The sequence below is a fragment of the Gordonia sp. NPDC058843 genome (genome assembly GCF_042743165.1).
GTDB lineage: Bacteria > Actinomycetota > Actinomycetes > Mycobacteriales > Mycobacteriaceae > Gordonia.
Genome location: NZ_JBHYNC010000009.1, coordinates 43,349 through 68,716, shown reverse-complemented (window position 1 = coordinate 68,716; position 25,368 = coordinate 43,349). Strand labels below are relative to the sequence as shown.

At 66.3% G+C, this 25,368-nt stretch carries 23 protein-coding genes; 15 read left to right on the top strand and 8 right to left on the bottom strand.

What is annotated here, in order from left to right; genetic code table 11:
• Positions 1-24 precede the first annotated feature (24 nt).
• Positions 25-1,050, bottom strand: a complete 1,026-nt coding sequence (locus ACFW3F_RS09100; RefSeq protein ID WP_388056447.1) for a MaoC family dehydratase — start codon at positions 1,048-1,050, stop codon at positions 25-27.
• Complete coding sequence (locus ACFW3F_RS09095) at positions 1,047-1,859, bottom strand: HpcH/HpaI aldolase/citrate lyase family protein (RefSeq protein ID WP_388056579.1); 813 nt, start codon at positions 1,857-1,859, stop codon at positions 1,047-1,049. Before ACFW3F_RS09095 ends, ACFW3F_RS09100 begins: the two co-directional genes overlap by 4 nt.
• Before the next feature lie 182 nt (positions 1,860-2,041).
• Between ACFW3F_RS09095 and ACFW3F_RS09090 the strand changes: the two genes are divergently transcribed.
• Both ACFW3F_RS09090 and ACFW3F_RS09085 read left to right on the top strand, forming a co-directional pair.
• A complete protein-coding gene (locus tag ACFW3F_RS09090; protein WP_388056445.1) occupies positions 2,042-3,193 on the top strand; it encodes an acyl-CoA dehydrogenase family protein in 1,152 nt (383 codons plus the stop codon).
• A gap of 51 nt (positions 3,194-3,244) precedes the next feature.
• Positions 3,245-4,000: a GntR family transcriptional regulator gene (locus ACFW3F_RS09085; RefSeq protein WP_388056443.1), complete on the top strand. Its 756-nt coding sequence runs from the start codon at positions 3,245-3,247 to the stop codon at positions 3,998-4,000.
• A gap of 366 nt (positions 4,001-4,366) precedes the next feature.
• Here the strand turns inward: ACFW3F_RS09085 and ACFW3F_RS09080 are convergent, their stop codons facing one another.
• Positions 4,367-5,848, bottom strand: a complete 1,482-nt coding sequence (locus tag ACFW3F_RS09080; protein WP_388056441.1) for an MFS transporter — start codon at positions 5,846-5,848, stop codon at positions 4,367-4,369.
• A 92-nt stretch (positions 5,849-5,940) separates the two neighbouring features.
• Between ACFW3F_RS09080 and ACFW3F_RS09075 the strand changes: the two genes are divergently transcribed.
• Complete coding sequence (locus tag ACFW3F_RS09075) at positions 5,941-6,432, top strand: MarR family winged helix-turn-helix transcriptional regulator (protein WP_388056440.1); 492 nt, start codon at positions 5,941-5,943, stop codon at positions 6,430-6,432.
• A complete protein-coding gene (locus ACFW3F_RS09070) occupies positions 6,429-7,298 on the top strand; it encodes an SDR family oxidoreductase (RefSeq protein ID WP_388056438.1) in 870 nt (289 codons plus the stop codon). Before ACFW3F_RS09075 ends, ACFW3F_RS09070 begins: the two co-directional genes overlap by 4 nt.
• A gap of 76 nt (positions 7,299-7,374) precedes the next feature.
• Here the strand turns inward: ACFW3F_RS09070 and ACFW3F_RS09065 are convergent, their stop codons facing one another.
• The 5 genes from ACFW3F_RS09065 to ACFW3F_RS09045 all read right to left on the bottom strand — a co-directional run bounded on the left by ACFW3F_RS09065 (position 7,375) and on the right by ACFW3F_RS09045 (position 12,847).
• Complete coding sequence (locus ACFW3F_RS09065; RefSeq protein WP_388056436.1) at positions 7,375-8,523, bottom strand: hypothetical protein; 1,149 nt, start codon at positions 8,521-8,523, stop codon at positions 7,375-7,377.
• A gap of 104 nt (positions 8,524-8,627) precedes the next feature.
• On the bottom strand, positions 8,628-10,358 hold the full coding sequence (locus ACFW3F_RS09060) for a PEP-utilizing enzyme (protein WP_388056434.1): 1,731 nt from the start codon (positions 10,356-10,358) through the stop codon (positions 8,628-8,630).
• Positions 10,355-11,548 (bottom strand): hypothetical protein, encoded by a 1,194-nt coding sequence (locus ACFW3F_RS09055; RefSeq protein ID WP_388056432.1) that lies wholly within the window; start codon positions 11,546-11,548, stop codon positions 10,355-10,357. The genes ACFW3F_RS09060 and ACFW3F_RS09055 overlap by 4 nt, the downstream gene beginning before the upstream one ends.
• The gene (locus ACFW3F_RS09050; RefSeq protein WP_388056430.1) at positions 11,545-11,925 is read right to left on the bottom strand and encodes a PEP-utilizing enzyme; all 381 of its coding nucleotides are present in this window, start codon (positions 11,923-11,925) and stop codon (positions 11,545-11,547) included. The genes ACFW3F_RS09055 and ACFW3F_RS09050 overlap by 4 nt, the downstream gene beginning before the upstream one ends.
• 142 nt (positions 11,926-12,067) lie before the next feature.
• On the bottom strand, positions 12,068-12,847 hold the full coding sequence (locus ACFW3F_RS09045; protein ID WP_388056427.1) for a response regulator transcription factor: 780 nt from the start codon (positions 12,845-12,847) through the stop codon (positions 12,068-12,070).
• A 199-nt stretch (positions 12,848-13,046) separates the two neighbouring features.
• Here ACFW3F_RS09045 and ACFW3F_RS09040 point away from each other — a divergent pair, with 199 nt between their 5' ends.
• The 11 genes from ACFW3F_RS09040 to ACFW3F_RS08990 are packed head-to-tail and all read left to right on the top strand — an operon-like array spanning position 13,047 to position 25,359.
• Positions 13,047-13,757: a PEP-utilizing enzyme gene (locus ACFW3F_RS09040; protein ID WP_388056425.1), complete on the top strand. Its 711-nt coding sequence runs from the start codon at positions 13,047-13,049 to the stop codon at positions 13,755-13,757.
• A 10-nt stretch (positions 13,758-13,767) separates the two neighbouring features.
• Positions 13,768-15,273, top strand: coding sequence for a hypothetical protein (locus ACFW3F_RS09035; protein WP_388056423.1), 1,506 nt, complete (start codon positions 13,768-13,770; stop codon positions 15,271-15,273).
• Complete coding sequence (locus ACFW3F_RS09030) at positions 15,273-16,766, top strand: AMP-binding protein (protein WP_388056421.1); 1,494 nt, start codon at positions 15,273-15,275, stop codon at positions 16,764-16,766. The genes ACFW3F_RS09035 and ACFW3F_RS09030 overlap by 1 nt, the downstream gene beginning before the upstream one ends.
• The gene (locus tag ACFW3F_RS09025) at positions 16,759-17,367 is read left to right on the top strand and encodes a hypothetical protein (protein WP_388056420.1); all 609 of its coding nucleotides are present in this window, start codon (positions 16,759-16,761) and stop codon (positions 17,365-17,367) included. The genes ACFW3F_RS09030 and ACFW3F_RS09025 overlap by 8 nt, the downstream gene beginning before the upstream one ends.
• The gene (locus ACFW3F_RS09020; RefSeq protein ID WP_388056418.1) at positions 17,364-19,109 is read left to right on the top strand and encodes a pyruvate, phosphate dikinase; all 1,746 of its coding nucleotides are present in this window, start codon (positions 17,364-17,366) and stop codon (positions 19,107-19,109) included. Before ACFW3F_RS09025 ends, ACFW3F_RS09020 begins: the two co-directional genes overlap by 4 nt.
• Entirely contained in the window at positions 19,106-19,669 is a 564-nt protein-coding gene (locus ACFW3F_RS09015; RefSeq protein WP_388056416.1) for an acetyl-CoA carboxylase biotin carboxyl carrier protein, read from the top strand. Before ACFW3F_RS09020 ends, ACFW3F_RS09015 begins: the two co-directional genes overlap by 4 nt.
• A 10-nt stretch (positions 19,670-19,679) precedes the next feature.
• Positions 19,680-21,095, top strand: a complete 1,416-nt coding sequence (locus ACFW3F_RS09010) for an acetyl/propionyl/methylcrotonyl-CoA carboxylase subunit alpha (protein ID WP_388056414.1) — start codon at positions 19,680-19,682, stop codon at positions 21,093-21,095.
• A complete protein-coding gene (locus ACFW3F_RS09005) occupies positions 21,092-22,591 on the top strand; it encodes a carboxyltransferase (protein WP_388056412.1) in 1,500 nt (499 codons plus the stop codon). The genes ACFW3F_RS09010 and ACFW3F_RS09005 overlap by 4 nt, the downstream gene beginning before the upstream one ends.
• Entirely contained in the window at positions 22,591-23,022 is a 432-nt protein-coding gene (locus ACFW3F_RS09000; protein ID WP_388056410.1) for a Zn-ribbon domain-containing OB-fold protein, read from the top strand. Before ACFW3F_RS09005 ends, ACFW3F_RS09000 begins: the two co-directional genes overlap by 1 nt.
• The gene (locus ACFW3F_RS08995; protein ID WP_388056409.1) at positions 23,019-24,155 is read left to right on the top strand and encodes a thiolase family protein; all 1,137 of its coding nucleotides are present in this window, start codon (positions 23,019-23,021) and stop codon (positions 24,153-24,155) included. Before ACFW3F_RS09000 ends, ACFW3F_RS08995 begins: the two co-directional genes overlap by 4 nt.
• Before the next feature lie 34 nt (positions 24,156-24,189).
• On the top strand, positions 24,190-25,359 hold the full coding sequence (locus ACFW3F_RS08990) for a tyrosine-protein phosphatase (protein ID WP_388056407.1): 1,170 nt from the start codon (positions 24,190-24,192) through the stop codon (positions 25,357-25,359).
• Positions 25,360-25,368: the final 9 nt, after the last annotated feature.

The window sequence follows — 25,368 nt, the reverse complement described above, 5'->3', positions numbered from 1 at the left end:
GTGGGTGCGGATTTCGGGGAACGGTCAGGCCATCAGGACGCGGTAGCGCCAGTCGAGGACTTCCCGGTCGGCGCCCTCGCCGTGCGCGACGACCGTGGAGCGCAGACGCAGGACACCGCCCCCGGAGGTCAGCGACGCGGCGTCCTCGACGAGGATCGTCGAACTGAGGGTGTCGCCCTCGTGTACCGGCCCGGTGTGATCACACGAATCCCAGCCGATCACCGTCACGAGGTTCGGCAATGCTCGGTTCGCCTGTGCAAGGGCCAGTCCGATGGTGTGTCCGCCATAGACCAGACGGCCGCCGGCGGCGATTCCGGCCACCCGCTCGTCGTGATGGGTGGCCGCGATGTTCAGCGAGAGTCGCGCGAGTTCGGGTGCGCTGGAGACGACGTCGGCACTGGATCGGAATGTGCGGCCGATCAGTTCGGGCGAGAAGTGCTGTCCACGTGCGGACGTGCGGTAGGTTTCCAGGTCCCATGCAGGTATGGGCGGTTGCGCCTCGTCGTCGGGTCCGATGGTGCTCAGGTCGTCCGCGTGCACGATCCGTCCGGGATCGGCGGTTGCGGACAACGGCAGCATGGCGCAGCGGTAGAAGTCGAGGACGGTGGCGCCGTGTTGATCGGTCGTGACCATGTGCAGTGCGGCGAGCCCGGTCGGCACACGGCCGGGCTTGGACCTGTTCTCGCGCAACCCGACCACCTCGGTCACGGTCGCCAGCGTGTCGCCGATCCGGGGGTGACTCAGGAACCGGAGACCGCGGTAGAAGAGATTTGCCTTCACGTGATGAGTGGCCAGGGTGGACTGACCGATCGCGACGTCGGTGACCAGCCCGGGATGGGCGAGGGTGCCGCCGCCGATCACGCGGTCGGACAGATGCGCGTCGAGGGCAAGGCGTAGACGGTCGCCGAGGATCATCTGATGCGACGCGGCAAGGCCACCGGTCAACGTGATCGACGGCGCGTCGTCGAAGATCTGTCCGTGGGACAGCTCGTCGAAATACGGGCCGCCGACGTCGACGACCTCGGCACTGCCCGGATCGGTCGCGGTCATTGGTCAGCTCCCTTCGCGAGGACGCGTCGCGCGGACACGGCGAGCGCCTCGTCGAGCATCCGGCCGTCGAGTTCGGCCGCACCGGCGCCTGCGGCGGCGGCCTTCTCGAGCGCGTCGAGCACCCGGCGTGCATCCTCGACGGCCGCGGTGTCCGGGGTGAAGATCTCGATGGCGGCCTGGAGCTGCGCGGGGTGGATGACCCAGGTGCCATCGAAGCCGAGGTCGCGGACCCAACGCTTGGCGTCGCGGAATGCGTTGTCGTCGGCGATCGTGAGGTGCGGTCCGTCGATGACGTCGACCCCGGCGGCGCGTGCGGCGAGCAGCACCGACTCCTGCACGACATGCCAGGTCTGCATGGGCAGGCCGGGGCTGCGTCCCAACGACGCGGCGAGGTCGGCGTAACCGATGAGGACGGCGTCGAGCCGGTTCGTGGCCGCGCAGATGGCGCCCGCGTCACGGATGCCCCGGGGCGATTCGAGCAGCGCCTGCAGGCGGACCGGCGCGCGGCCGAGCTGTTCGTCGGCGGACCGGAGATCGGCGGGCGAGTCGGCCTTCGGTAGCACCACCGACGTCAGATTCGGCATCTGGGCACAGGCGGCGAGATCGGCGGCGGCCCACGGCGTGTCGATGGCGTTGATCCGCAGGGAGACAGCGCGATCGGCTCCGAACTCGGCCACGAGCTCGGCAGCGGCGGCACGCGCCGAATCCTTGTTGGACGGGGTCACTGCGTCCTCGAGGTCGAGGACCACTTCGTCGGCGATCGATGCCAATGCCTTGCGGGCCTTGCGGTCGTCGGAGGCAGGCGCCACCAAGACGCCTCGTCTTCTCTGCACGATGGCTCCTGTCTACACATTAAATGTGCGGCCAAATTCTGTCGTCCACGGTTCTATCAGACGCCGATGGCTGTTGGGAAGGTTGACAGGACGTCAACTCCTCACCAAAATGGCCGTACAAATGTCGCCCGTCTCTCAGATCGCAGGTGGAACACCCAATGAGCACGCTCTCTCCCGAAGAGTCCTTCCTCGTCGAGACCGTCCGGTCGTTCGTCGACCGCGAGGTCAAGCCGTCGGTGCAGGAGGTCGAGCACGCCAACTCCTACCCCGAGAAGTGGATCGAGCAGATGAAGCAGATCGGGATCTACGGGCTTGCCGTTCCCGAGGAATTCGGCGGCTCGCCGGTCTCGATGCCGTGCTATGCCCGGGTCACGCAGGAGCTCGCCCGCGGCTGGATGAGCCTGGCGGGCGCGATGGGCGGGCACACCGTCGTCGCCAAGCTGCTGACCCTGTTCGGCACGGAAGAGCAGAAGCAGAACTACCTGCCCCGACTGGCAACCGGTGAGATGCGGGCCACCATGGCACTCACCGAGCCGGGCGGCGGTTCCGATCTGCAGGCTATGTCGACGGTGGCCAAAGTGGACGGCGACGATCTGGTGATCAGCGGGTCGAAGACGTGGATCAGCAACGCCCGGCGATCCGGACTGATCGCGCTGATGTGCAAGACCGACCCGGCCGCGACTCCGCGCCACCGGGGGATCTCCATCGTCCTCGTCGAACACGGCCCCGGGCTCACCGTGTCCCGCGACCTGCCGAAGCTCGGCTACAAGGGGGTGGAGACCTGCGAACTGTCCTTCGACGGGTATCGGGCACCGAAATCGGCCGTCCTGGGCGGTGTTCCGGGAAAGGGATTCGGCCAGATGATGAAGGGCCTGGAGACCGGGCGCATCCAGGTGGCCTGCCGCGCTCTCGGTGTCGCGACCGCCGCGCTCGAGGACTCGTTGGCCTATGCGCAGCAGCGTGAGTCCTTCGGTCAGCCCATCTGGAAGCACCAGTCGATCGGCAACTACCTTGCGGACATGGCCACCAAGCTCACCGCGGCGCGGCAGCTGACCTGGCATGCCGCCGAACAGTACGACAAAGGCGAACGCTGCGACATGGAGGCCGGGATGGCCAAGCTGTTCGCGTCGGAGGTCGCCATGGAGATCGCCCTGAACGCGGTCCGCATCCACGGCGGCTACGGTTACTCCACCGAGTTCGACGTCGAGCGGTACTTCCGCGACGCGCCGCTGATGATCGTCGGAGAAGGGACCAACGAGATCCAGCGGAACGTGATCGCCGCGCAACTCGTGTCCCGCGGCGGTCTCTAGCGCGGACACGCGGCTGCGGCCCCGCCGTCGGACCGACAGGAGGGTGAATCGATGAGTGAGGCCGGACAATCCGAACCGGCGTACAAGACGCTGGCTGCGGAACTGCGTTCCGACATCGCCGCCGGTCGGTATGCGGGTGGCGTCCGGTTGCCCACCGAGTCCGAACTGTCGCAGGAGTACGGTCTCAGCCGGCAGACGGTCCGCCGGGCGTTCCTGGAACTGGTCACCGAGGGATCGGTGTATCGCGTGCCCGGTCGCGGGACCTTCGCGACCGACAACGCCGGCCAGTACCTGCGGCAGCTGGGTTCGATCGAGGACCTGATGAACCTGTCCACCGACACCGAGATGCAGGTCCTCGAGTCACCCTCGCGCCGAGTGGATCTGGAGGCAGCAGGACGGCTGCGCCTCGACACCGACGTGGTGTACCGCATCGTCTTCCAGCGGTTTCATGACGGGGTTCCGTTCGTCGTGACGACGGTCTCGTGGCCGGAGTCGGTGGCGCGTCTGGTGCTCGATGCCCCGGAGGTCGAGACAGGCGCGAGAAGTGACCAGACGATGATCGGCCTGCTCGAGCCGCACCTTGTCCATCCGATCGAGGAGTGCGCGCAGTCCATCACCGCCACGACCGCCGACGTCGAGACCGCAGGCCGGCTCGACTGTCCGGTGGGGCACACGGTCTTGCGCGTCGACCGGTTGTACACCGACTCACGCGGCCGGGCAGTCGAACTCGCGGTCAGCCACTTCCTGCCCGAGCACTACACCTACCGGGTGACCCTGCGCCGTACCACCGATCCGCGATCGGAGTGAGTCACCCCATGCTCCCCAGGTGCGAGCTTGCAAGCAGTCATTCCCGCTCCCTGAGGAGCGAGCTTGCGAGCGTCATTCCCGCTCCTCAGTATCTGCGGCCTGGCGGCCGTCGTGGACCACGAAAGGACACTCGTGAGTGTCCGAAATCCATGCTCCCTGAGGTGCGAGCGAAGCGAGCCACGAAGGGTCTCGCAACGTGTCTCACCAGGCCCTTCGAGGCTCGTCGCTTGCCCTCCTCGCACCTCAGGGACCAGGGGTTATGCGGTTCTTTCGGATTAGGGAGCAGGGGCAGCCGCGCCCTTCGCAAGCTCCGGACGCTCCTCAGGGAGCAGGGGGCACGCGCCCTCTAACGAAGCGGTACCCGTCTCAACCCCGTGCCGGAAGCGGTTGCTCTTCCGGCACATTCGACGATCCGCGACGCGTCGGGATGGTGAGCGTGATGGCCATGCCGACGAACGCGGCGGCCGCGGCGACGAGGAAGCACCAGGTGAACGTCGACTCGTCGGGCACCTCGGTGCCGCCGAGCGAGATGGTGGCACTCGCGAGGATCAGGGCCATCACGGCCGAGGCGATGGTGGTGCCCAGCGAGCGCATGAGCCCGTTGAGTCCCACGGCTGCACCGGCTTCGGTGGCCGGAACCGAACCCATGATGAGTGTCGGCATCGCTGCGTAGCCGACGCCGACGCCGATGGCGCACACGATCGAGGCCAGCATCAGTTTCCAGGCGGCGTCCATGAGGAAGAACGCGAGCAGGTAACCGCATCCCAGGATGGCTGCGCCGATGGCGAGCGTGATCTTGGCGCCGATCCGGTTGATGAGGATGCCCGAGATCGGCGCGAAGATCATCATCATCAGACCACCCGGCGCCATCCACAGGCCCGCGGCCAGAAGTGACTGTCCCAGGCCGTAACCGGTGGCCTCGGGCAGGCGCAGCAGCATCGGCAGCACGATGGACTGGGCCATCATGCCGAAGCCGATCGCCGCCGCCGCGATGTTGGTCAGCAGGACGGCGGGGCGCGCGGTGGTCCGGAGGTCGACCAGCGGCTCCCGCTGGCGCAGTTCGAAGACTCCCCATCCGATGAGCACGACGATCCCGCCGATACCGAGCCCCAGCGTGGCGCCGGATGTCCAGCCCCAGTCGTTGGCCTTCGACACCGCGATGAGGAAGGCGGATAGTCCCACGGCCAGTCCGATGGCGCCGGGGATGTCGATGCGGCCTCCGGCGGCGTCGTTGACGCGCGGGACCAGGACCTGCACCGCCACCGTGACGAGGACGCCGAGGCCGGCTGCCACATAGAACAGGGCATGCCAGTCCCAGGTCTGCACGATCCATGCGGCGAGCGGTAGGCCGATCGCACCGCCGACGCCGAGGGTGGCACTCATGGCGGCGACGGCCATCGAGGTGATCCGGGGCGGGGTGATCTCGCGGATCAGACTCATGCCGACGGGGATGAAACCCATGGCCAGACCCTGTACGCCGCGTCCGATGATCAGCGGGACGAGCGAGTCGCCCAGCGCGCAGATCAGCGAGCCCACGGTGAGCAGTATCGCGCTGACGAGAAGGACGCGTTGCTTGCCGAACATGTCGCCGAGGCGTCCGGCGATCGGCATGGCAACGGCCGCGGCCAGCAGGGTCGCGGTGATGATCCAGGAGGCGTTGCCGATCGACGTCCCGAGGAGGCGCGGCAGGTCGGGCTGGATCGGGATGATCAGCGTCTGCATCAACGAGGCGACCAGGCCGCCGAAACACAGCACAACGACGCTGCCGATGGCGCCGGTGGGCGCCTTCTCGACGGCGTCGGCTGCGTCGGTGGTCAGTTCGGGTGCGGAACCCCGTGCTTGGCTCATGAAGAGACCTCCTTCGAGGTATGCAGCATACATATGTAAGGTACACACGCAAATCGGACAGTAGATTGTGCACGTCGAGGGATGGAGAAGAGATGTCGGAGAACCATGCGCCATGGCAGTCGCCGGTGCATCGCGACCTGGCGCAGGAGTTGCTGCGGATGTCGCGGCGGCGCAGCCTCGTGCACCCCGGCGTCGGCCTGGAACGTTCGGCTTTCGCGATCCTCTGGATTCTCTCCGACGGTCGGCCGCGTACGTTGCGGGAGCTGACCGCCGACCTCCAACTCGAGCAGTCGACGGTCAACCGGCAGGTCAACGCCGCCATCAAGCACGGCTACGTCGAACGGTTCGAGGTCGAGGACTCGTTGTCGAAGATGATCCGTCCCACGGAGGCGGGGCGGGATGCGTTCCGGCGCGACGGTCTGCTGCGTGCCGAACGGCTGGAGCAGGTCTTCGCGGATCTGGCCCCGGGTTCCCCGCAAGCCCTGCTCCACGAGTTGCGTGCCTTCAACGACGCGTACGAACGGACCCAGCACCTCCACGGTGCGACTGACGAATCCGATACAGGGAAAAGGGGAATGGGGTGACAGTGAACGGCACTTATGTGGTGACGGGCTCGGCGTCGGGGATGGGTGCGGCGGTGGCCGCCGCACTGCGCGCGGACGGGCACGCCGTGATCGGCGTCGATTTGCGCGACGCCGACGTCGTCGCCGACTTGTCGACATCTGCGGGCCGACGTGCAGCGGCCGACGAGGTTCTCGGCAGATCCGACGGCATCCTCGACGGCGCCGTGCTGGCCGCGGGCATGGGTCCGGCCGCCGGACGCGAACGGATGATCGTCGAAGTCAATGTCCTCGGCGTCACCGAGCTCCTCGAGGCATGGCGGCCGGCGCTGGCATCTGCGGAGAAGGCGAAAGTGGTTGTGTTCGGGTCTAATTCGACGACCGTCACTCCGCTGGTCCCCAGGTCTGCGGTGCGTCGCCTGCTCAACGGCGACGCCGAAGGCGCCACTCGTGCGATCCGCCGGCGGCGTGGAGTCACGGGGCCGGTGGCTTACGCGTCGTCGAAGATCGCTGTCACGCAGTGGTGCCGGCGCCACGGCACCTCGCCCGAATGGGCGGGATCCGGTATCCGGGTCAACGTGATCGCGCCTGGTCCGGTGATGACTCCGATGCTCCGGTCGCAGCTCGACGGACCCGAGGCCGGGCGGGTGCGGTCCTTCCCGATTCCGGTGCGCGAGTTCGGGACTTCGGAGCAACTCGCATCCTGGGTCAAGCTCATGCTGTCGCCGGCGGCGGACTTCATGGCCGGTGCGGTCGTCACCGTCGACGGCGGAACGGACGCCCTGATCCGTTCACGGGCATGGCCGTCACCGCTTCCGTTGCGGGGAGTGCCCCGATTGCTGTGGTCGATGTACCGCGCACCGAAGGATGGACAGGTCGCCCGGTACTGACTGCCGAGGCGTCGCTCTGCGATTCGGTCATCGGCGACGGAGGGCGACGTCGCCGATGACCGCACGATGCCGCAGGTCAGAGGAAAGAGTCCTCGCGCGTCAGCCCGTACCGCTGATGTCCACCGATGACCATCGACTCGAAGATGCCGTAACCCGTCGCATCACCCTCGCGCGTGGTGATGACGCAGTCGCGCAGCTGGTGTGCTTCCTCCAGCGTCTCGCGGTCGGTCATGTCCTTGTAGTACTCGCCGGACGTGTGGTCGATTCCGTGCCATTTACCGTGGCGATCACCCTTGAACCCGAAATAGTTCGCGGCGCCGAGGTGGAAGCCGATGTCGGACAGCGGCGCGATCTCGATGGTCCGCTGTCTGCCCCAGCCGGAGTCGAAGGTCATCGTACCTCCGAGAAGGCGTCGTGTGACCGGGTCGTACTTGAGGTCATCCACCATGTTGTGCAGGGGCTCCTGGCGGCCGTCGGCATGGTTGACGAAACCGGAGAAGTAGTGGACTTCACCGTTGACCCACTGCAGATAGTGGTGGATCTCGTAGGGGTCGCTCCCGTCTGCCGGCTGGAAGTACATCGGACTCCAGGTGAGCAGGAAGTCCTCGTTCATCCGGTTGGGCGCATGAACATCCGGGGCCGGCTCACCGACGTCCATACGGACACCCCAGGACCGGTCTCGATAACCCAGCCAGGTCTCGTCGGTGATCTCGGTGCGCTTGCCGTCGATCTCCACCCAGCCCGAGACGGTGCACAACTGGTGGAATCGACGGAGATCCGACGCGATGCGGAATCCGTCGGAACCGCGTTGCGCGTCCTTGCGCTCGAGGAACGGCGGCATGATGGCGGTCAGGGTCACGTCGAAACTCAACGGCTGCACGTCATTCTCGGCGAGGATCGCCCGTACCTTGCGGTTGGGTTCGATGATCTCGTAGTCGATCGGTCCGACGCCGATGCGGTCCGGGTGCTGGTCGAGTTCGGTGCTCGCCCGCACAGTCATCTGCTCGACGCCGCGCGAAATGCCCGCGAACCCGTCGATGACGTTGCGGTTGTGGTACTTGCCGATTCCGAAATCGATCTGCAACGACCCGTCTCGGGCGAACAGTGAGCACCAGATCTTCTCTGTCCATGAGATGTCGGCGTGGGACACGATGGAGAAGGTGTCGGGAGTCTGGTGGTTCAGGTATTCGTCTGCGGGAGTGACGAGCTGAATTGGTTGACGCATCGAGATGTGCCTTTCGTCTGTTGGCGACACGGGTGTCGCCTTTCGTCTGTTGGCGACACGGGTGTCGCCGGAAGAACCGGGTGCCGGGTGATGGCCCGGGAGAATCAGCGAATTCCGGTGAACGCGCTCGGACGGTCATGCGCCACAAGAGCTCCGCCGAACAGTGCGGCCGCCTGGTCATCGTCGGCCAGCGGCTCGGGGAAGAGTGCCATCGTGCTCCCGGAGAACGACCAGTCGATGGAGTCCTCGACGCCGGCGAGTCGGGCGAACGGCCGTAGGCCCCAGGTGTACATCCGGGTCGCCGCCAGGATGCGGTCGTCGCGACTCATCGTGGAGAAGGTCTGATATAGCTTCAGATGTTCGGTGCTGAGGCGACTTGCCAGCTCCGACCATTCGTGGGGTTCCAGGACACGGGCCGTCCCGTCGGCGTACCGCGCCGTCACCGATGCCCTGGTGACCGCCGACAGGAAGTGATCTGGCTCGGTGAAAGTCGTTCCCCAGTCGTTGATCTCGAAGTCGTGGAACGCCGAGACCGGATAGGTCAGCGTGACGGTGATGCCGTTGACACCGGGATCGAGATCGCTGGCCCACGGATAGGCGAACGTTCCCGAGTCCAGACTCAGGAAGTCCCGCACCACGGTCGCTTCGCCGTCGGGCTCGGGGTAGGGGCCGTTGTCACAGATCCCGACTCGCGAATCGGTGAAGTACATGAAGCAGTAGCCGGACAGGGCGGCGTTGAGCTTCTTGAGCGATGCGTTGGTCTCGTCGTCGAGATCGCGACGTGTCGCGCGGAGTTCGTCGACGACGTCCGCGGGCAGGTACTGGTTGCTGAACCCGGCATCTTTGTAGTCGAGGGTGCCGTCCCCGCGATGTGCGAGGGTCAGCCGCCGCCAGAAATCGACGACCGTGCCGACGTCGTCGAGATCGTCGGCGGGACCGAGTCGTCCGGAATGGATCAAGAGCTCACGGCCACAGAGGTAGTGGTAGCCCACCATCCAGATCCACAACGGGCTCACCAGGCCGGCGTCGTCGCGCAGGCGAGCGCCGATCTGCTCGGCCGGCATCGCAGCGTCGATGGCGCGGATGCGTGCGGGATAGCTGTGGAAGTCCTCGATGACCGACATCGACATGTAGGGCATCATCGGGAAGATCTCCGAGGTGAATCCCGACCGTCTGGTCATCTCGGGCTTGAACGACCGCCCCATGTGCTGGATCAGCGCGTCGAGCCCTTCTTCGGTCAGGGGTTCACCGATCAGCTCGGCGACGGTGTCCGGTGTCACCGACGAGGGGAACGGCTTGCGGCCGATCTCGTCGCCGACACTCTCGATGTAGGTCCACCAGTCGCTGACCGGTGACCCGGAGGAATCCGACGTGTACTGCCGGACGATGCCGGTACCCGAACCCGAACCCGAACCCGAAGTCGTGTCGACGGGGGTCGACGTGACCGGTGAATCCGTCTGTGCGGCAGGCCCTGAGCCGGGAGACAGCCAACCTTCGCCGGATGGTGACGAGCCGATCGTGACGACTGCATCGTCCTCCGGCTCCCACCCGTCGAGTTCGACCGCGAGCAGGCACGGCACCTCGTACTCGCGGGAGACGATGGCGAGATGTGAACGAGTGGTGCCCGACGTGCACACGATGCCGCCGAGCCTGCCCAGGATCGGCGACAGGAACGTCGTACCGCCCGACTCGACGAAGGCTATGACGTCGTCGAGATCCTGATCGAAGACGTCGATGACGTCCTGGGGGGTGCGGAAAGCATGGAGGCGTCCACTGGTCAGGCCGAAGTCGTAGGAACTCATGCCCTGGTGCCGGGCGGTCGTGGTCGCGGTCATCGAAGTCCTCCGAGGGGGCGGAAACAGCTGTCCCGGTCCGCGGGGACGAAGACCCCGCCGATCAGGCCGAGTGCCACCTCGGGATCGCTGAAGCGTTGATATGAGTCGACGATCGACGGACTGATCGACCAGTCGATCTCGTCGTAGCAGCCGGCAATCCTGGCCCAGGCCTTCAGCTTCCAGCTGTACATCTGGGTGGCGTAGAGGTTGCGCTCCTGTGGATCGGTCTCGGCGAGACGTGCGTACAGCGCACGGTGCGCCTTGCGGATGTGGCCGGTCATGTCCTTGACCTCGTCGAGAGAGAGCGGGCGGAGGTCGCCGTCCCGCTGGGCGAACACGCGTGCCTCGACAACGTCACCGAGGTAGTCGCTGGGAGTGAACCACGCGGTACCCCAGACGTTGTTGTCCATGTCGACCGAGTTCGGCAGGCGGTACGCGAGGACGAACCGATGCTCGGGCAGCGTTTCCCGGATGCCGTCGAGCCATGGGAAATCCGCGTCGCCGTCGCAGCACAGTTCGCGGAGCGCGAGGAAGGTGCCGTCCCCGAGATCGTAGGGTCCGGTGTCGCACACGGCAGTTCGTGCGTCGCAGTTCTCCAGGAAGGCGTACGCGGTCAGGCGCGCGGCAAACTTGCGGATCGTCGCGGTCGTCGATGGATCGTTGGGCAGCAGGTGCCCGCGGATGTCATCCAAGAGATCGTGGCCTACGACATGTGAGCTGTTGGGCGGGGTGGCGTCCATGTTGTACAGGACGCCGTCCGTGCGCATGGCGATCGTGGCGCGACGCCAGAACCGGAGCACGTCGAGCTGATCGGCGAGGCCGCTGTCCAGTGAGTTCTCGCCGAGGTCGACATAGAGCTCGCGACCGGTCATGTAGTGCAACGGCATTGCCGCGAGATTGATGAAGCTGCGCTTGGAGCCGACGGGCAGTCCGGCGCGGACGAGTTCCTCTGGTGTGAGGTGCTCGGTGATGACCCGCAGCCGCTCGGGCACCTTGAGGTAGTCCTCCATCATCGACATGATGATGTAGGTGTTCATCCCGAACAGTTCGGATTCGAAGACGGTCCGTGCCTGGAGTTCGTTCTTGTAGGCTCGCCCTCCCTGTTGTACCAGCTCGTTCCACTCCTCGAGGGTGGGCTCGTAGTCGGGGTCGTTCTGTACGCGTGGGTCCAGTGCGGTGGGCGCGCTCATGCGGTCACCGAGTCGGTGCTGACGACCTCGATCGTCGCAGTATCGGAATCGGCGAGGCCGAGCCGGACCCGCGATCCGTTCGGGATGTCGGCGTCGATGCTCGCCGCCAGGACACACGGCACGGCCGATTCTCGAGACAGGATCGCCAGGTGGGATTCCCGGCTGCCGGCCGTGCACACGATGGCCTTGAGGTCGGGCAGGATGGGCGAAAGGAAGGTCATGCCTCCCTTTCGGACGAATGCGATGGTGTCCTCGAGGTCGTCGTCGTCGATGGACAGTACGTCCGCGGTGTCTTCGAACCAGCGTGCGGTACCCGAGACGTCCTCGGTGACAAAGAGATTCACGCCGCTGCCGGCGTGTGGTGCAGAACTCGTCATGGGGTGGTGATCCTTTCCGCGGTCCGGGAGTGGACTTCGGCCAGAATATGAACTGGATCACATGAGGGGGCAGTCCCCTTTGGGGGACAGATCCCCGAGCGGAGAGTTCACGAAGCGCTCGCGACGGCTTCGACGGACGTCGTCACATGCCCGCGTCGCGCGCGATGAGTGCGAGTTCGAGCCGCGACTGGCAACCGGTCTGATGAAGAATTCTGGTGACGTACTTCTTCACCGAATCCTCGGCGAGAGAGAGTACTTCGGCGATCTGGGCGTTGCTCTGGCCATCGGCGACCAGCCGCATGACCTCGCGCTGACGCCCGGTGAGCTTGCTGATCGCGGTGACCGCCGGCCCGATGGGGAGGCGTTTGGTGACCGGCGCCAGTTGCTGGCCGACCAGGCGCAGGGTGGCTACCTGATGCGGCCCGAGATCCTCGGCATTGTGGCTGAAGAGTCCGACGAGGGCGGTGCGACCGCCCGCGAGGGGGAGCCGCATGGCCGCTGCGGCACCCATGTCCCACCGGCCGTGCAGGAAGTGGCGGACGTAGGCATCGGCGGAGGAGGGGAGCCTGCGTTGTGAGGTCAGTTCGTTCAGCGAGGCCACGGAACTGCTCAGCAGCTGCCGAACTGCGGCGGGCGAACCGAAGACGTCGTTGGCCGCCCATCGCTCCTGGTACTCCGGCAGCATCTTTTCGGTTGCCCCCTCGGTGAGCGGGCAGCTGTCCTCGAACACCAGGTTGAACGTGGAACCCGAGAAGAACGACACGTTGGCCACCGCGAGATTCCGGCACAGCGACTCGGTGAGCGACTCGCGGAACTCCGCCAGCGTCGAGGCGTCGTGGCACCCGGCGATGATGTCGAATGCGCGGCGGTAGTCGGCGACATCCAGGATCGGTGACGGTTCCCAATGTGTTGACGTGTTCATCGTTCTCCTCGGGTGAGCCCGGGGTCGTGCGCCCCCCGAAAGTGTCCCCCTATGTGGACTACATCACATTCAGGCCCTGACCTAGGTTTACATCACCAGCGGCGACTTGAGCGAACTCAGGTCCCTGAACTGGGCAGACAGTCAGACTCTGCGGCGCGGGGACCCCAGCGGCCAGCACGATCGAACAAGGAGTTCAGACATGGCGACATCTTCGGCCATCGGACCGAAATGGGGTGCGGAGGAGACTCTGCCTCTCCCGCGGCGGTACAACTCGGCGGTACGCGAGCTCGTGGCCGCTCGTGCGGCCGAGAAGGACCTCGATTGGACTCGGGACGTCTTCGCCGAATCCGGTCAGCTCTTCGGTGCCGACGACGCGGCCGCAATCGAGCAGGCGCTCCTGGACGAGGGCTACCGCTTCGAGTTCTCCGCCGCCTCGTCGCTGGAGAGTGAGCCCGACAAGTACCGACGTCCCGATGCGTCGGACTCGGCCTTCGTCGCCGGTGAGGGTGAGTCCGACGAGGCACTGGCCGGGCGCGGCGACAATGTGCTCACGACCACCGGAAACACCGTCGGCACGGTCATGAAGGTGTCCCGGATCGAACACGTCATGGAACTACTCGGCGACGGTGTCCCGGAGAACACGATCGCCGTGATCGACGACTCGGGCGGCACGTTGACCGCGCCCATCCTGGAGGACTTCGCCGGTGTGATCTGCCTGGGCGGGACAGTCCGATCCCACCTCGGCATCCTCGCCCGCGAGTACGGCATCCCGACGCTGATGAACTGCCGCATCGACGGTCTCGAGGACGGTGATCGCGTCGAGCTCGAGAGCACGACGCCGCCGCCGGCCGCCGATGCCTACGAGACCGGAGACACCGGTCACGCCCGAATCTGGAAACTGCAGAGCTGAGGACATCACCATGGCACGCGAGATCAAGTACCCCGAGCTGCTCGAGACGAACAGCTTCCTGCGCAACCTGAGCGACACCACCTACTGGTTGTGCATCACCCGGACGGTGCAGCAATCCAAGCTCTTCCCGATGAATCCGTACATGCTGCTGTCCTACCTGAACAGCTTCTACCGCCTGCCGACCCTATTGCGCGAGATCGACGCCGCCACTCCCGCAGAGGAACTCGGCGACCGTGTGCGCGAGGCCAGTTTCAAGGTCAACACGGTGAACGCCGCGTGGGGTATGCCGACCTTCTACCTGTTGGGCCGCGAGATGCTGCTCAACTGGGGTCTCATCCGTCCCCAGGATGCCGCCGAAGACGTCATCGACGTCCTCGACTTCAGCCGTCGTTTCAATCTCTCGTACCACCGCAACGACGGGCACATCACCAACAAGGAGTTCGGCGACCGGTCGCAGTTCCTGCCCGAGCGCACCCTCGACGGCTTCGCCGACCAGCTGATCGGCGTCGGAGACGGCGATCGTCTGCACACGGCCACCGTCAAACTGCTGGCACAACTGTCGCAGTACGCATTCCTGGCGCACTGTGAGTGCCGAATCGGTATCCACAACAGCGGGCCCTACAACTTCGGGGACAACCGCCAGTTGCTGATGCGCGACTTCTTCGACCTCACCGAGGGCGACTACCCGTGGCTCGACGGCATCGCGGTCACGTTGCCGCACAACAACATCACCATCCCGATCGTGTTCAAGGACACCGACTTCCGGCTGGTTGACGACTGGGCGTCCTTCGAGGCGGAGCCGGGTTACGACGCCGCGAACATCCAGGCGGTCGGTATGTACACGTCCGATCCGCTGACCGAGGGCTATGTGCCCATCGCCATGGACAATGCCGAGACCCTCGCCGAGACGATGGAGCAGTACCGGGACATCTTGGCCGAGGCGACATCCGATCTGTGGAAGCGGATGGCGACGTGGACGCGCGAACAGCAGATCGACGCGGGGGCACTGGTGTATTCGTCGGTGGCCAAGGATTTCGCTCACCTGGCCGGCACGTACCGCCAGTCGGACTGGTTCGAACTCGATGATCGTGCGCAGCGTTTCAAGGTGCTCATGAACGACGAGTACGCACGCGATCACCTCGCCGAGATGGTCGGGCTCTTGGGGCTTCCCCATCAGAAGGCCAACCCGTACACCATGGCTCGGTATTCGGGACTGAACCAGAACATGATCAGTGCGGTCCCGTTCTCGATCCTCTCCGAAGGTGACTACGCGCCCACCGTCGGCGCCGAGCTCAGCGGACGGAGCAGCCTCGACCCGAAGACCGGGCTCTGGACCACCAGCGCCGGTCGTATCGGTATCGACGAGTACAACGCGAAGGCGGCGGCTTTCGCACCGACCATCCACGACCAGCGGTTCCGCTATCTCGATGAGGAATGGGTGAAATGGAATCACGGAACCGAGAAGGCCGCCGAGCTCTACCGCGTCGGTCGCCCCGGTGGCGGACAGGATCGGTGATGGGCTCCCGGCAACAGATCGGTGACCTGATAAGGCGCGCGGGGCGCACTTTCGGTGACGCACCGGCACTCGTCGAGGACGGGCGCACGATGAGCTTCGCCGAGTTCGACGTCGCCACCGACCGCGTGGGCAACGGTCTCCTGGCCCGGGGACTCGAGCCCGGTGACCACGTCTCGGTCCTCGTCCCCAACGGCATCGACGGCGTCGTCACCTACTACGCCCTCGCCAAGGCGGGATTGGTCCGGGTTTCGCTCAACGCGCGGGAGACCGACGTCGAACTCGCCTACAAGATCGAGGATTCCAGATCGCGGGCCCTCATCACCGACGGCCGCGTCCCGGGTCCCACGGAGAGCGTCATCACCACCGACGAGCTCGCCACGATGATGACCTCGGGTGACGCGAGCCCCTGTGAGGTGGTTCGGGATCAGGAAGCGGTCTTCCGATTGGCCTACACCGGCGGGACGACCGGTAAACCCAAAGCCGTCATCCTCACCACGCGCAGCGAATTGGCCGAGGTCGCGAACTTCCTCGTCGACCTGCTGCCGGATGTCGGTCCGGGGTCGGTCATGCTGCACGCAGCACCGATCACCCATGGCAGCGGCGCGTTCTTCCTGCCGCATCTGGTCAAGGGCGGGTGCAATGTCATCCTGAAGAAGTTCAGCGCCCAGGCTTTCGTCGACGCGGCGGTGCAGCACCGTGCGACGGCGACCTTCATGGTGCCGACGATGATCTCGATGATGTTGGAGGACGCCGACATCGATCGCAGCCGGCTCCACCTGACGCGCCTGTGTTATGGCGGCGCCCCCATCGCACCGGCACTGCTGGCGCGGGGCATCGAGGTCCTCGGGCCGGTGTTCGCGCAGCTGTACGGCCAGGCCGAGGCGCCGCTGGCGATCACCTGCCTGCAGCCCACCGAGCACACCCCGGAGCGTCTCGCCTCGGCGGGCAAGCCGTACACGCTCGTCGAGGTCGACATCCGAGACAGCAGCGGGAAGTCGTTACCCGCAGGGGAATCCGGCGAAGTCGTGACCCGTGGCCCGCACACGATGAGCGGATACTGGCAGCGACCCGACGCCACCGCCGAAACCCTGGGGGCCGACGGTTGGTTACGGACCGGGGACATCGGTCAGATGGACGCGCAGGGTTACCTCTACCTTCTCGACCGCAGGCACGACGTCATCATCAGCGGTGGATTCAACGTCTATCCCCGGGAGGTCGAGGACGTTCTGCTCACTCATCCCGCCGTTCGTGAAGCCGCGGTCGTCGGCATCGCCGACGCGAAGTGGGGACAGAAGGTCTCGGCGGCGGTGGTTCTGCGTGAGCCGGTCGACGACGACGCGCTGATGAACCACTGCGCGAGTCGACTCGCGGGATTCAAGAGACCCCGGCACATCGAGATCTGGGACGAGCTCCCGAAAAGTCCGGTCGGAAAGTCGTTGCGTCGCAGCGTGCGCGAGACGATGAATGCACAGAAGGTAGCCGAAAATGCTTGACATCAACGATCTCGCCCTGCACGGCCTCACCCTGCGACAGTTGGCGACCATCGAACAGCTCGCCGACGTCACCGGCCTCGATTCGGAGGCGATCGGTACGGCACTCGACCAGGCTGTCGCCGACGGCAGGGCCATCGCGGCCCGGGGTGCGTACATGATCACCCCGGCGGGCCGGGAACACCTCGACGCGGTCTACCCCGGGGCCTTTGCCGCGTTGCGGTCCGATGCCCAACTCGTCTCCACCCTGGCCGATTTCGAGCACGGCATCAACAAGAAGAACCTCGCCCTGATGACCAGTTGGCAGACGATCGTCATCGACGGAACCGAACAACCCAACGACCACTCCGACTCCGACCACGACGCCAAGGTGATCGACAGACTCGCCCAGCTCCACGACCGCGCCACCGTTTTGCTCGCACCGTTCGCGGACGCGGATGCGCTGTGCAAGAGGTTCCTCGCGCGACTCGACGATGCGCTCCAGAAAGTCGACCACGGCGAGCACGACTATGTCAGCAGTGTGCGCATCGACAGCTATCACACCGTGTGGTACCAGATGCACGAGCACCTGCTGCGCGTCATGGGCGAGGAGCGGGACGAATGAGCGCCGGCGTGATGGAGTCAGCAGTGCTGCGCATCGCCGACCTCGATGAGGATCCCGGTCGAGAGCTGGTGGGCGGCAAGGCATGGAGCCTCTGGCGGATGACTCAGCTGGGTCTCAACGTACCCCCGGCGATCGTCATCACCACCAGCTCCTGCGCTCAGTACTTCGAGAACGGCCGTCGCATCACCGACGAACTGTTCGCCGAGATCGAGCGGGGCATCGCCTACCTCGAGGAGCGGACCGGCCGCACCTTCGGTTCCGGACCGAAGCCCCTCTTCGTGTCGGTGCGTTCGGGCGCCGCGGTCTCCATGCCGGGAATGATGGACACGGTCCTCAATCTCGGTGTGAACGACGAGACCGAGAAGGCGCTTGCGGTCGAGTCGGGCCGGCCCGATTTCGCCGCTGATGTCCGTCGCCGGTTCTGCGCGCTCTACGGCAAGCTCGTCGGCGGGAGTCTCGAAGACCTCGAGGACCTTCCCGACACCCCGAGCGTGCTGGCGGCGCTCGCAGAGGACACCGGGCACACGGTGCCCGACGACGCGCGGGTGGCACTGCGCGAATCGGTGGCGTCCGTGTTCGAGTCGAGCCGTTCTCGCCGAGCCAAGGCCTACCGCGCCCACTACGGCATCCCCGACGACATCGGAACCGCCGTCACCATCCAGGCGATGGTATTCGGCAACCTCGACGACGACTCCGGCACCGGGGTGCTGTTCACCCGTAATCCGTTGTCGGGTCGTCGTGAACCCTACGGCGAGTATCTTCCGCGCGGGCAGGGCGAAGACGTGGTGTCCGGCCGCGTCACCCCGCGGCCGCTGACCTGGCTCGCCGATAATCGGCCGGATCTGTACGGCGAGCTCGTCGCCGCCGCCGAACTGCTGGATCGCGAGGGTCGCGACGCGATGGACATCGAATTCACCATCCAGCACGGAACGCTCTACCTGCTCCAGTCGAGACCGGCCAAACGGACTGCCGAGGCCGCCGTTCGCATCGCGACCGCATTGGTTGCCGAGGGCGTGATCGACACAGCCACCGCGTGTGAGCGGGTGACGGCAGATCAGACCCGGCACCTGCTCCGGCCCACACTCGATCCGTCCAAGGTCGGCGACCACACGCCGATCGCCACCGGCGTCTGTGCGAGCCCGGGTTTCGCGGTCGGCATCGCTGTCGCGAGTTCTGAGGAGGCACAACAGAACCCGGGCTCGATCCTGGTCCGCGACGCCACCAGCCCCGAGGATGTCCACGGCATGATCGCCGCCGCTGCGGTTGTCACGGAGCGCGGCGGTTCGACATCGCATGCCGCCGTTGTCAGCCGCGCACTCGACACCCCCTGCGTCGTCGGATGCGGTGCGGGTTCGTCTGCGGAGCTCATCGGCCGATTGATCACGGTGGACGCCAACGGCGGTCGGGTCTTCGCCGGCCGGCTCGAGGGCAGGGTGAACTCGGTCGACGACGACGAGGACCTCGCATCGTTGCTCGCCTGGGCACGTGAACTGGCACCTGTCACCGTCGTCGAAACAGTCTCCCAGGCCGTCGAGGACGTGTTCGACGCCGATCGCGCGGTCGCCGAGTCCGGCGAGGAGCTGCCATCGGTCCCGGCCGGTGCGAAGGCGGTGTCCGGAGCGTTCTTCGACACCGACGAAGGCGTCGCCGCGGCGTTGGCCGCGGGTGCCTCGGTCATCGTCTCGAGCAATCCGTTGCCCGTTCTGCTGGCAGCCATCGCACACCGAAAGGCGCAATCGTGAGTAACGACAACAGCATCAGGAACACGGCGGGCGACCGGCAAGACATCGGCTTCGGCCCGGACGAGATCACCGAGATCCTGCGCTCCTTCGAGGAGTCGGCGTGGACCGGACTGCATCTCACCGTGGGAGGGGTGACGGTGTCGGCCGGCAAGGATGCGCCGCCGCCCGCGACCGGCAGAGCTCCCGCATCCGTGCCGTCCGAACCGGTTACCGCACCCGCTCCCACGGCCTCCGCGCCTCCCTCGGCAGCCGCTGCGCCCACGGCCGCCTCTGCCCCGGTGCGTCCAGAGGCCGACACGGCCATCGACGAGGGCGGGTTGGTCGCGATCACCGCACCCACGGTCGGATCGTTCTGGGTGGCGCCGGACCCGGGTTCACCGCCGTTCGTGGAGGTCGGATCCCGCGTCGAGGCCGGCGATCAGCTCGCCATCGTCGAGGTCATGAAGTTGATGAGTCCGGTCGTGAGTGACGTCGCCGGGGTGGTCGCGGCCATCCGGGCGCGCAACGCCGACATGGTCGAGTTCGGCCAGCCCCTGTTCCTCATCCGCCCCGATGACTAGCCCCGTCACGATGACCAACTCGCGCGCAGGGTCCGGGACTCCTGTCGGCGCGCTCCTGCGCAGAGTGCTCATCGCCAATCGCGGCGAGATCGCGGTACGCGTGATCCGCGCATGCCGCGATCTCGGACTCGAGACGGTCGTCGTCACCTCCGACGCCGACCGGGACGGACTCGCTGCCCGACTCGCCGACCGAGCGGTCTGCATCGGTGGGGCGAGCGCATCTCAGAGCTACCTGAACGTCGACGCCGTCCTCGCCGCGGCCGCCGGCACCGGTTGCGACGCGGTACATCCGGGATATGGATTCCTGTCGGAGAACCCCGGATTCGCCCGGCGGTGCGGGGAAGAGGGCCTGGTCTTCATCGGCCCCAACGCACGGATCGTCGCAGGCACCGGTGACAAGGCCGCCGCCCGCGCCATCGCCCAGGACGCCGGTGTCCCGACACTCGTGGGCTCCGACATCACCGACAGCCCCGACGCGGCCGTGGCCGCTGCGAAGACCATCGGGTATCCGGCGCTGATCAAGGCGGTGGCCGGCGGGGGTGGCCGCGGGATGTCCGTCGTCACCGACGAAGCCGAGCTGCGTCGACGACTGCCCACCGCGATCGGCGAAGCCACCGCGGCGTTCGGTGACGGACGGATCTATGTGGAGAAATTCATCGCCCGGGCCCGCCACATCGAGGTCCAGGTGATCGGCGACAAGCACGGATCGGTGGTCCATGTGGGCGAACGCGATTGTAGTGCGCAACGGCGGCACCAGAAGGTGATCGAGGAGTCGCCGGCCCCTGGCCTCTCCGAGCAGCAGCGCAACGACATCCATGAGGCGGCGCTGCGGTTCTCGAAGGCGATCGAGCTGGACAGTGCCGGGACGGTCGAATTCGTCTACGACGCCGACACGGGCGAGTTCGCCTTCCTCGAGTTCAACGCGCGCATCCAGGTGGAGCACCCGGTGTCGGAGATGGTGTCGGGCATCGATCTCGTCGCCGAGCAGATCCGCGTCGCCGCCGGGCTCCCGCTGTCCTTTCGGCAGCACGACGTGCGTGCATCCGGCCATGCCATCGAGGCCCGGGTCATGGCCGAATCGCCGGAGCGGGGCTTCATCCCGACGCCGGGAACCGTGACCACCTGGCAGCCACCGTCAGGCATGGGCATCCGGGTCGACTCCCATTGCCGCGCCGGAACGGTCATCAGCCCCTACTACGACTCGATGATCGCCAAGGTCATCGCACACGCGCCGACGCGGCAGGAGGCGGCCGACAAGTTGACCGCGGCCCTGACCGAGATCGGCGTCGCGGGAGTCGAGACCACCATTCCATTCAGCAGATACCTGTTGCAGCACCCAGCGTTCCGGGACGGCGAGATCACCACGAGGTGGATCGACCAGGTCGGCGCGGACGACTATCGCGACAATCGTGAGGAGACGAGATGAGTAGCTACCTGGACTGCGCCGACCGGTCGGTGGGTGGCCGTCGAACCATCGGCGTGATCGACCAGACCCTGCGCGACGGACCGCAGAGCTGGTGGGGCATGCGGATGACCAAGGCGATCGGGTTGCCGATCGCCGCTCAGCTCGACCGCACCGGCTTCCACACCATCGACCTCGTGGGCAGTTCGATCTTCGAGGTCCTGGTCCGGCACTGCAAAGAGGACCCGTGGGATCAGCTGGTGTCCTTGTCGAAGGCGATGCCGAACACCACGGTGCGTGCGGGCACGCGAAGCAATGGCATAGTCACCTTCGGTCTGACCGCCGACAGTGTGATGGACCTGTGGGTGCAGCGGCTCTGCGCCCACGGCATCGGCAGCTTCTGGATCTACGACGGTCTGTTCAACACAGAGAAGATCGGACGACTGGTCAAGGTTGCGCAGTCCGAGGGCGCCAAGGCGATACCGTGCATCCTGTTCGCCGACAGTCCTTTCCACACCGATGAGTACTACGCCGAGCGGACGCGCGAACTCGTCGCACTCGGCGCGGACGGCATCGAGCTCGAGGATGCGGCCGGTCTGTTGACCCCCGACCGAGCCCGTAGCCTGATCGGGGCGATCAAGCGGGAGGCCGGCGAGCTGCCGGTCGAGGCACACTTCCACTCCAACAACGCCCTGTCCCCGATGAATTACCTCGAGGCAGTCCTGGCCGGAGCCGACATCGTCCACACCGCGAGCCGTCCACTCGCCGCGGGGGTGTCGTTGCCGTCGACCGAGAACACCGTCGCCAACCTTCGCTACGCGGGATTCGATGTCGACGTGGATGATTCCCGCCTGGGTGCGGTGGAGGACCACCTGCTCAACGTGGCCGGGATCGACGACCTCCCGGTCGGCAAACCCGCCGAGTTCTCGCTCTTCCAGTACCGCCATCAGCTGCCCGGCGGGATGGCCGGAACCTTCAAGGCCCAGCTCAAGGATCGCGGCATGGAAGATCGTTTCGAGGAGGTTCTGGACGAGATGTCGCTGATCCGTAAGGAACTCGGCTATCCGGTGATGGCCACCCCGTTCTCGCAACTCGTCGGGACCCAGGCGGTGCTCAACGTGGTCACCGGTCAGCGCTACTCCGTCGTCCCCGACGAGGTCCTCCTGTACGTCAACGGCTTCTACGGCAACCCCGTCGCACCCATCGACGGCAACGTTCTCGACAGGATCCAGGACAGCCCCAAGGCCCAGAGCTACAGCGACTGGGAACCCCCGCAGCCCGAACTCTCCGAACTCCGGAAGAAGTTCGGCAAGGACATCTCCGACGACGAACTGATCCTGCGGTTGCTGGTTCCCGAGCACGACATCGACGTGATGCGCTCGACGCCGGCCCGCAACGTCGACTACGGACTCACGAGCCGCGAGTTGCGCAACATCCGGAAGCTGATCTCGACATCGGTCGGCGCGTATCTCCACGTGGAATCCGGCGGGTTCGAGCTGACCCTGCATGGTGATCACTGATGTCGGCCAGGAAGTCCGAGCTCACCGACCGGCCGAACAAACGGCGCGCGGGGTCCGGCGCGGGTGGACTCACCGTCGCCGAATCGCGCCCGCAGGTCGTCGACGGCAAGCTGATCGGCGCGCGGTGCACGAGGTGCGGCCATGTGATCGCTCAGCATGACGTCCCGTGGTGCCCCGACTGCTACGGCGCCGTCGAACGGGCGGCGTTCGAACCGGTGGGCACTGTGTGGGCGGCCACCACGGCGCGAATTCCCGTGGGCCGGTGGAAGCCCCCGTTCGGACTTGCCTATGTCGACGTGGTCGACGGCCCCCGTGTCCTGGTGCACGTGCCGGCCGATGAGGACATCCCGTTGCGCGGTTCGACCATCGAGTTCGTCACCGAGGGTGGGGATCTGGTGGAGAGAGAACTGGCGATGGGGGGCGCGCAGTGACCGCCGACGCGTCGATCTGGGGCGTCGGAACATCGGATTTCGGTGTGTTTCCCGACCGCCGGGTCGAGGGCCTCGCCTGGGAGGCCGTCACCGAGGCGATCGCCGACGCCGAGATCACCCCGGACCAGGTCGACGCGATCGTCGTCGGCTCGGTCTTCGGCCCACCCGGTGTGGCAACACGTATACAGCGCGGCCTCGGTCTGGGAGCGATCCCGATGTGGACCATCGAGAATGCCTGTGCCAGCGGGACGAGTGCCTATCACGAAGCGGTGACGGCGGTGCGGCAAGGGCGATTCGGCTGTGTCCTGGTCATCGGCGTGGAGCAGATGTCGACGCTGTTCACCGGAGCCATCGTCCCCGAGGCCACCGACCCCGAAGGTGCGAGCGGTCTCCCGCTGCCGGGTCTCTACGCACTCACCGCCGCCCGATACATGGACGTCCACGGGCTCACACCTGAACAGCTCGCCGCGGTGGCGGTCAAGAACAAGAGCAACGGCCTGCACAACCCGCGCGCGCACCTGCGGGGCGACCCGCCGACGATCGAGTCGGTCCTGCAATCGCGGCCGATCGCCGATCCGCTGACGATGCTGCAATGCTGCCCGACGACCGACGGTGCCGGTGCGATCGTGGTCGGTGCGGGACGCCGCGGCCCACGTGACGTCGTCGTCGAGGCGTCGGCATCGGTCTCGGGACGGCCGTGGGATCACCGCAATGACGAGGTCTGGGGCTTCAACTGCGTTCGTCGCGCCGGAGACCAGGCGTTGCGGGAGGCGGGTCGCGGCATCGATGAGATCGATGTCCTCGAGGTCCACGACGCTTTCACCATCGGTGAGATCACCACCCTGGAAGCACTCCGGATGGCCGAGATCGGTTCCGGCGGAGATCTCGCCGTGTCGGGACACACTGCGCGCGCCGGCCGTCAACCCGTCAATCCCAGCGGGGGTCTTCTGTCCCGGGGTCACCCGCTGGGCGCCACCGGAACCGCACAGCTCGCCGAGGTCGTCTGGCAATTGCGGGGCGAGGCGGATCGTCGTCAGGTCGCCCGGCACGGTGTCGGACTGGTCGAGACGATGGGTGGCGGCGCCGCCGGGATGGACGGGAACGCGTGTGTCGTCACCGTCGTGTCGATCTGAGAACGCGTTACGTGACCCGAGCCGAGGAGAGCGCATGACCAGGACATTCCAGGATGCCGGCCCCGCGGGCCTGCTCGGATTCCGCCCGGTGGCCGGACTCCGGACAACAGACGGGCGACGAATGGCGGGCCGGACCCTGTTCCGCAGCGCCACACCGCAGTTTGTTGATCAGGTGGATGCGAGGGCGTTCGTCGAGGAGCTCGGTCTCGCGAGCATCGTCGACCTACGGCTCGCAGACGAGGCGCAGCGAGAGGGCAGCGGCGGATTCACCGGGGCCGGAGTGCAGATCGTGAACATCCCCTTCGCCGTGCGCCCGACGGTGTCGACGGGTTCGGCAGTCGCACCGATGCCGGGCTCCGACCCGCTCGTCAACACCTATCTGATCTACCTGACGGCCGAAGTGCCCTTCCGGCGCCTCGTCGGCAGGCTGGTCGAGCCGGATGCGCTTCCCGCCCTGGTGCATTGCACAGTGGGCAAGGACCGAACAGGGGTCGCCGTCGCGATCATGCTGGATGCCATCGGAATCCTGCGCGCCGACATCGCGCAGGACTATGCGCGCAGGTCCGGCGACGTCACGACGATGATGCGCAGACTCCGCCAGATGGAGAGCTACGGCAACGCGGTGGACGTCTATCCACCCGAGGCATACACCTCGGACCCGGCGACCATCCTGAGATTTCTGTCCTGGGTGGATCTCGAACACGGAGGCGCGCGTGAGTATCTGACGAGGATCGGCGTGACCGACGCCGAGTTGAACGACCTGGCGGATCACCTCCTGGTCCCCGACGAAGGAGAAACCATGTCCCAGATCAACAAGGCCATCACCGTGGCGGCGTCAGCAGAGGACGCCTGGCGGGTCGTCGGCGACGTCGCGGGGGTACACAGGTGGGTGCCGGCGATCTCCGCTACCCGGATGGAGGGGCAGGTCCGTGTCGCCACCTTCGACGGCGGCGAGGAGGCGCGCGAGAGAATCCTGACGCACAGTGACGCCGAGCGGACCTACTCCTACACCTATCTCGACGGACCGATCCCGCTCGAGGAGTACGAGTCCAGATTGTCGGTGGCGCCGCACCATGACGGCGACGGCGCGTTGATCACCTGGGACGCGACCCTCGTGGCGGATCCGGCGGTGGTCCGGAGTGTCGAGGAACTGTACGACGCGAGTCTCGGCGAACTGAGGGCACTGCTCGACGGGCGCTCGTAACCGGCCCCG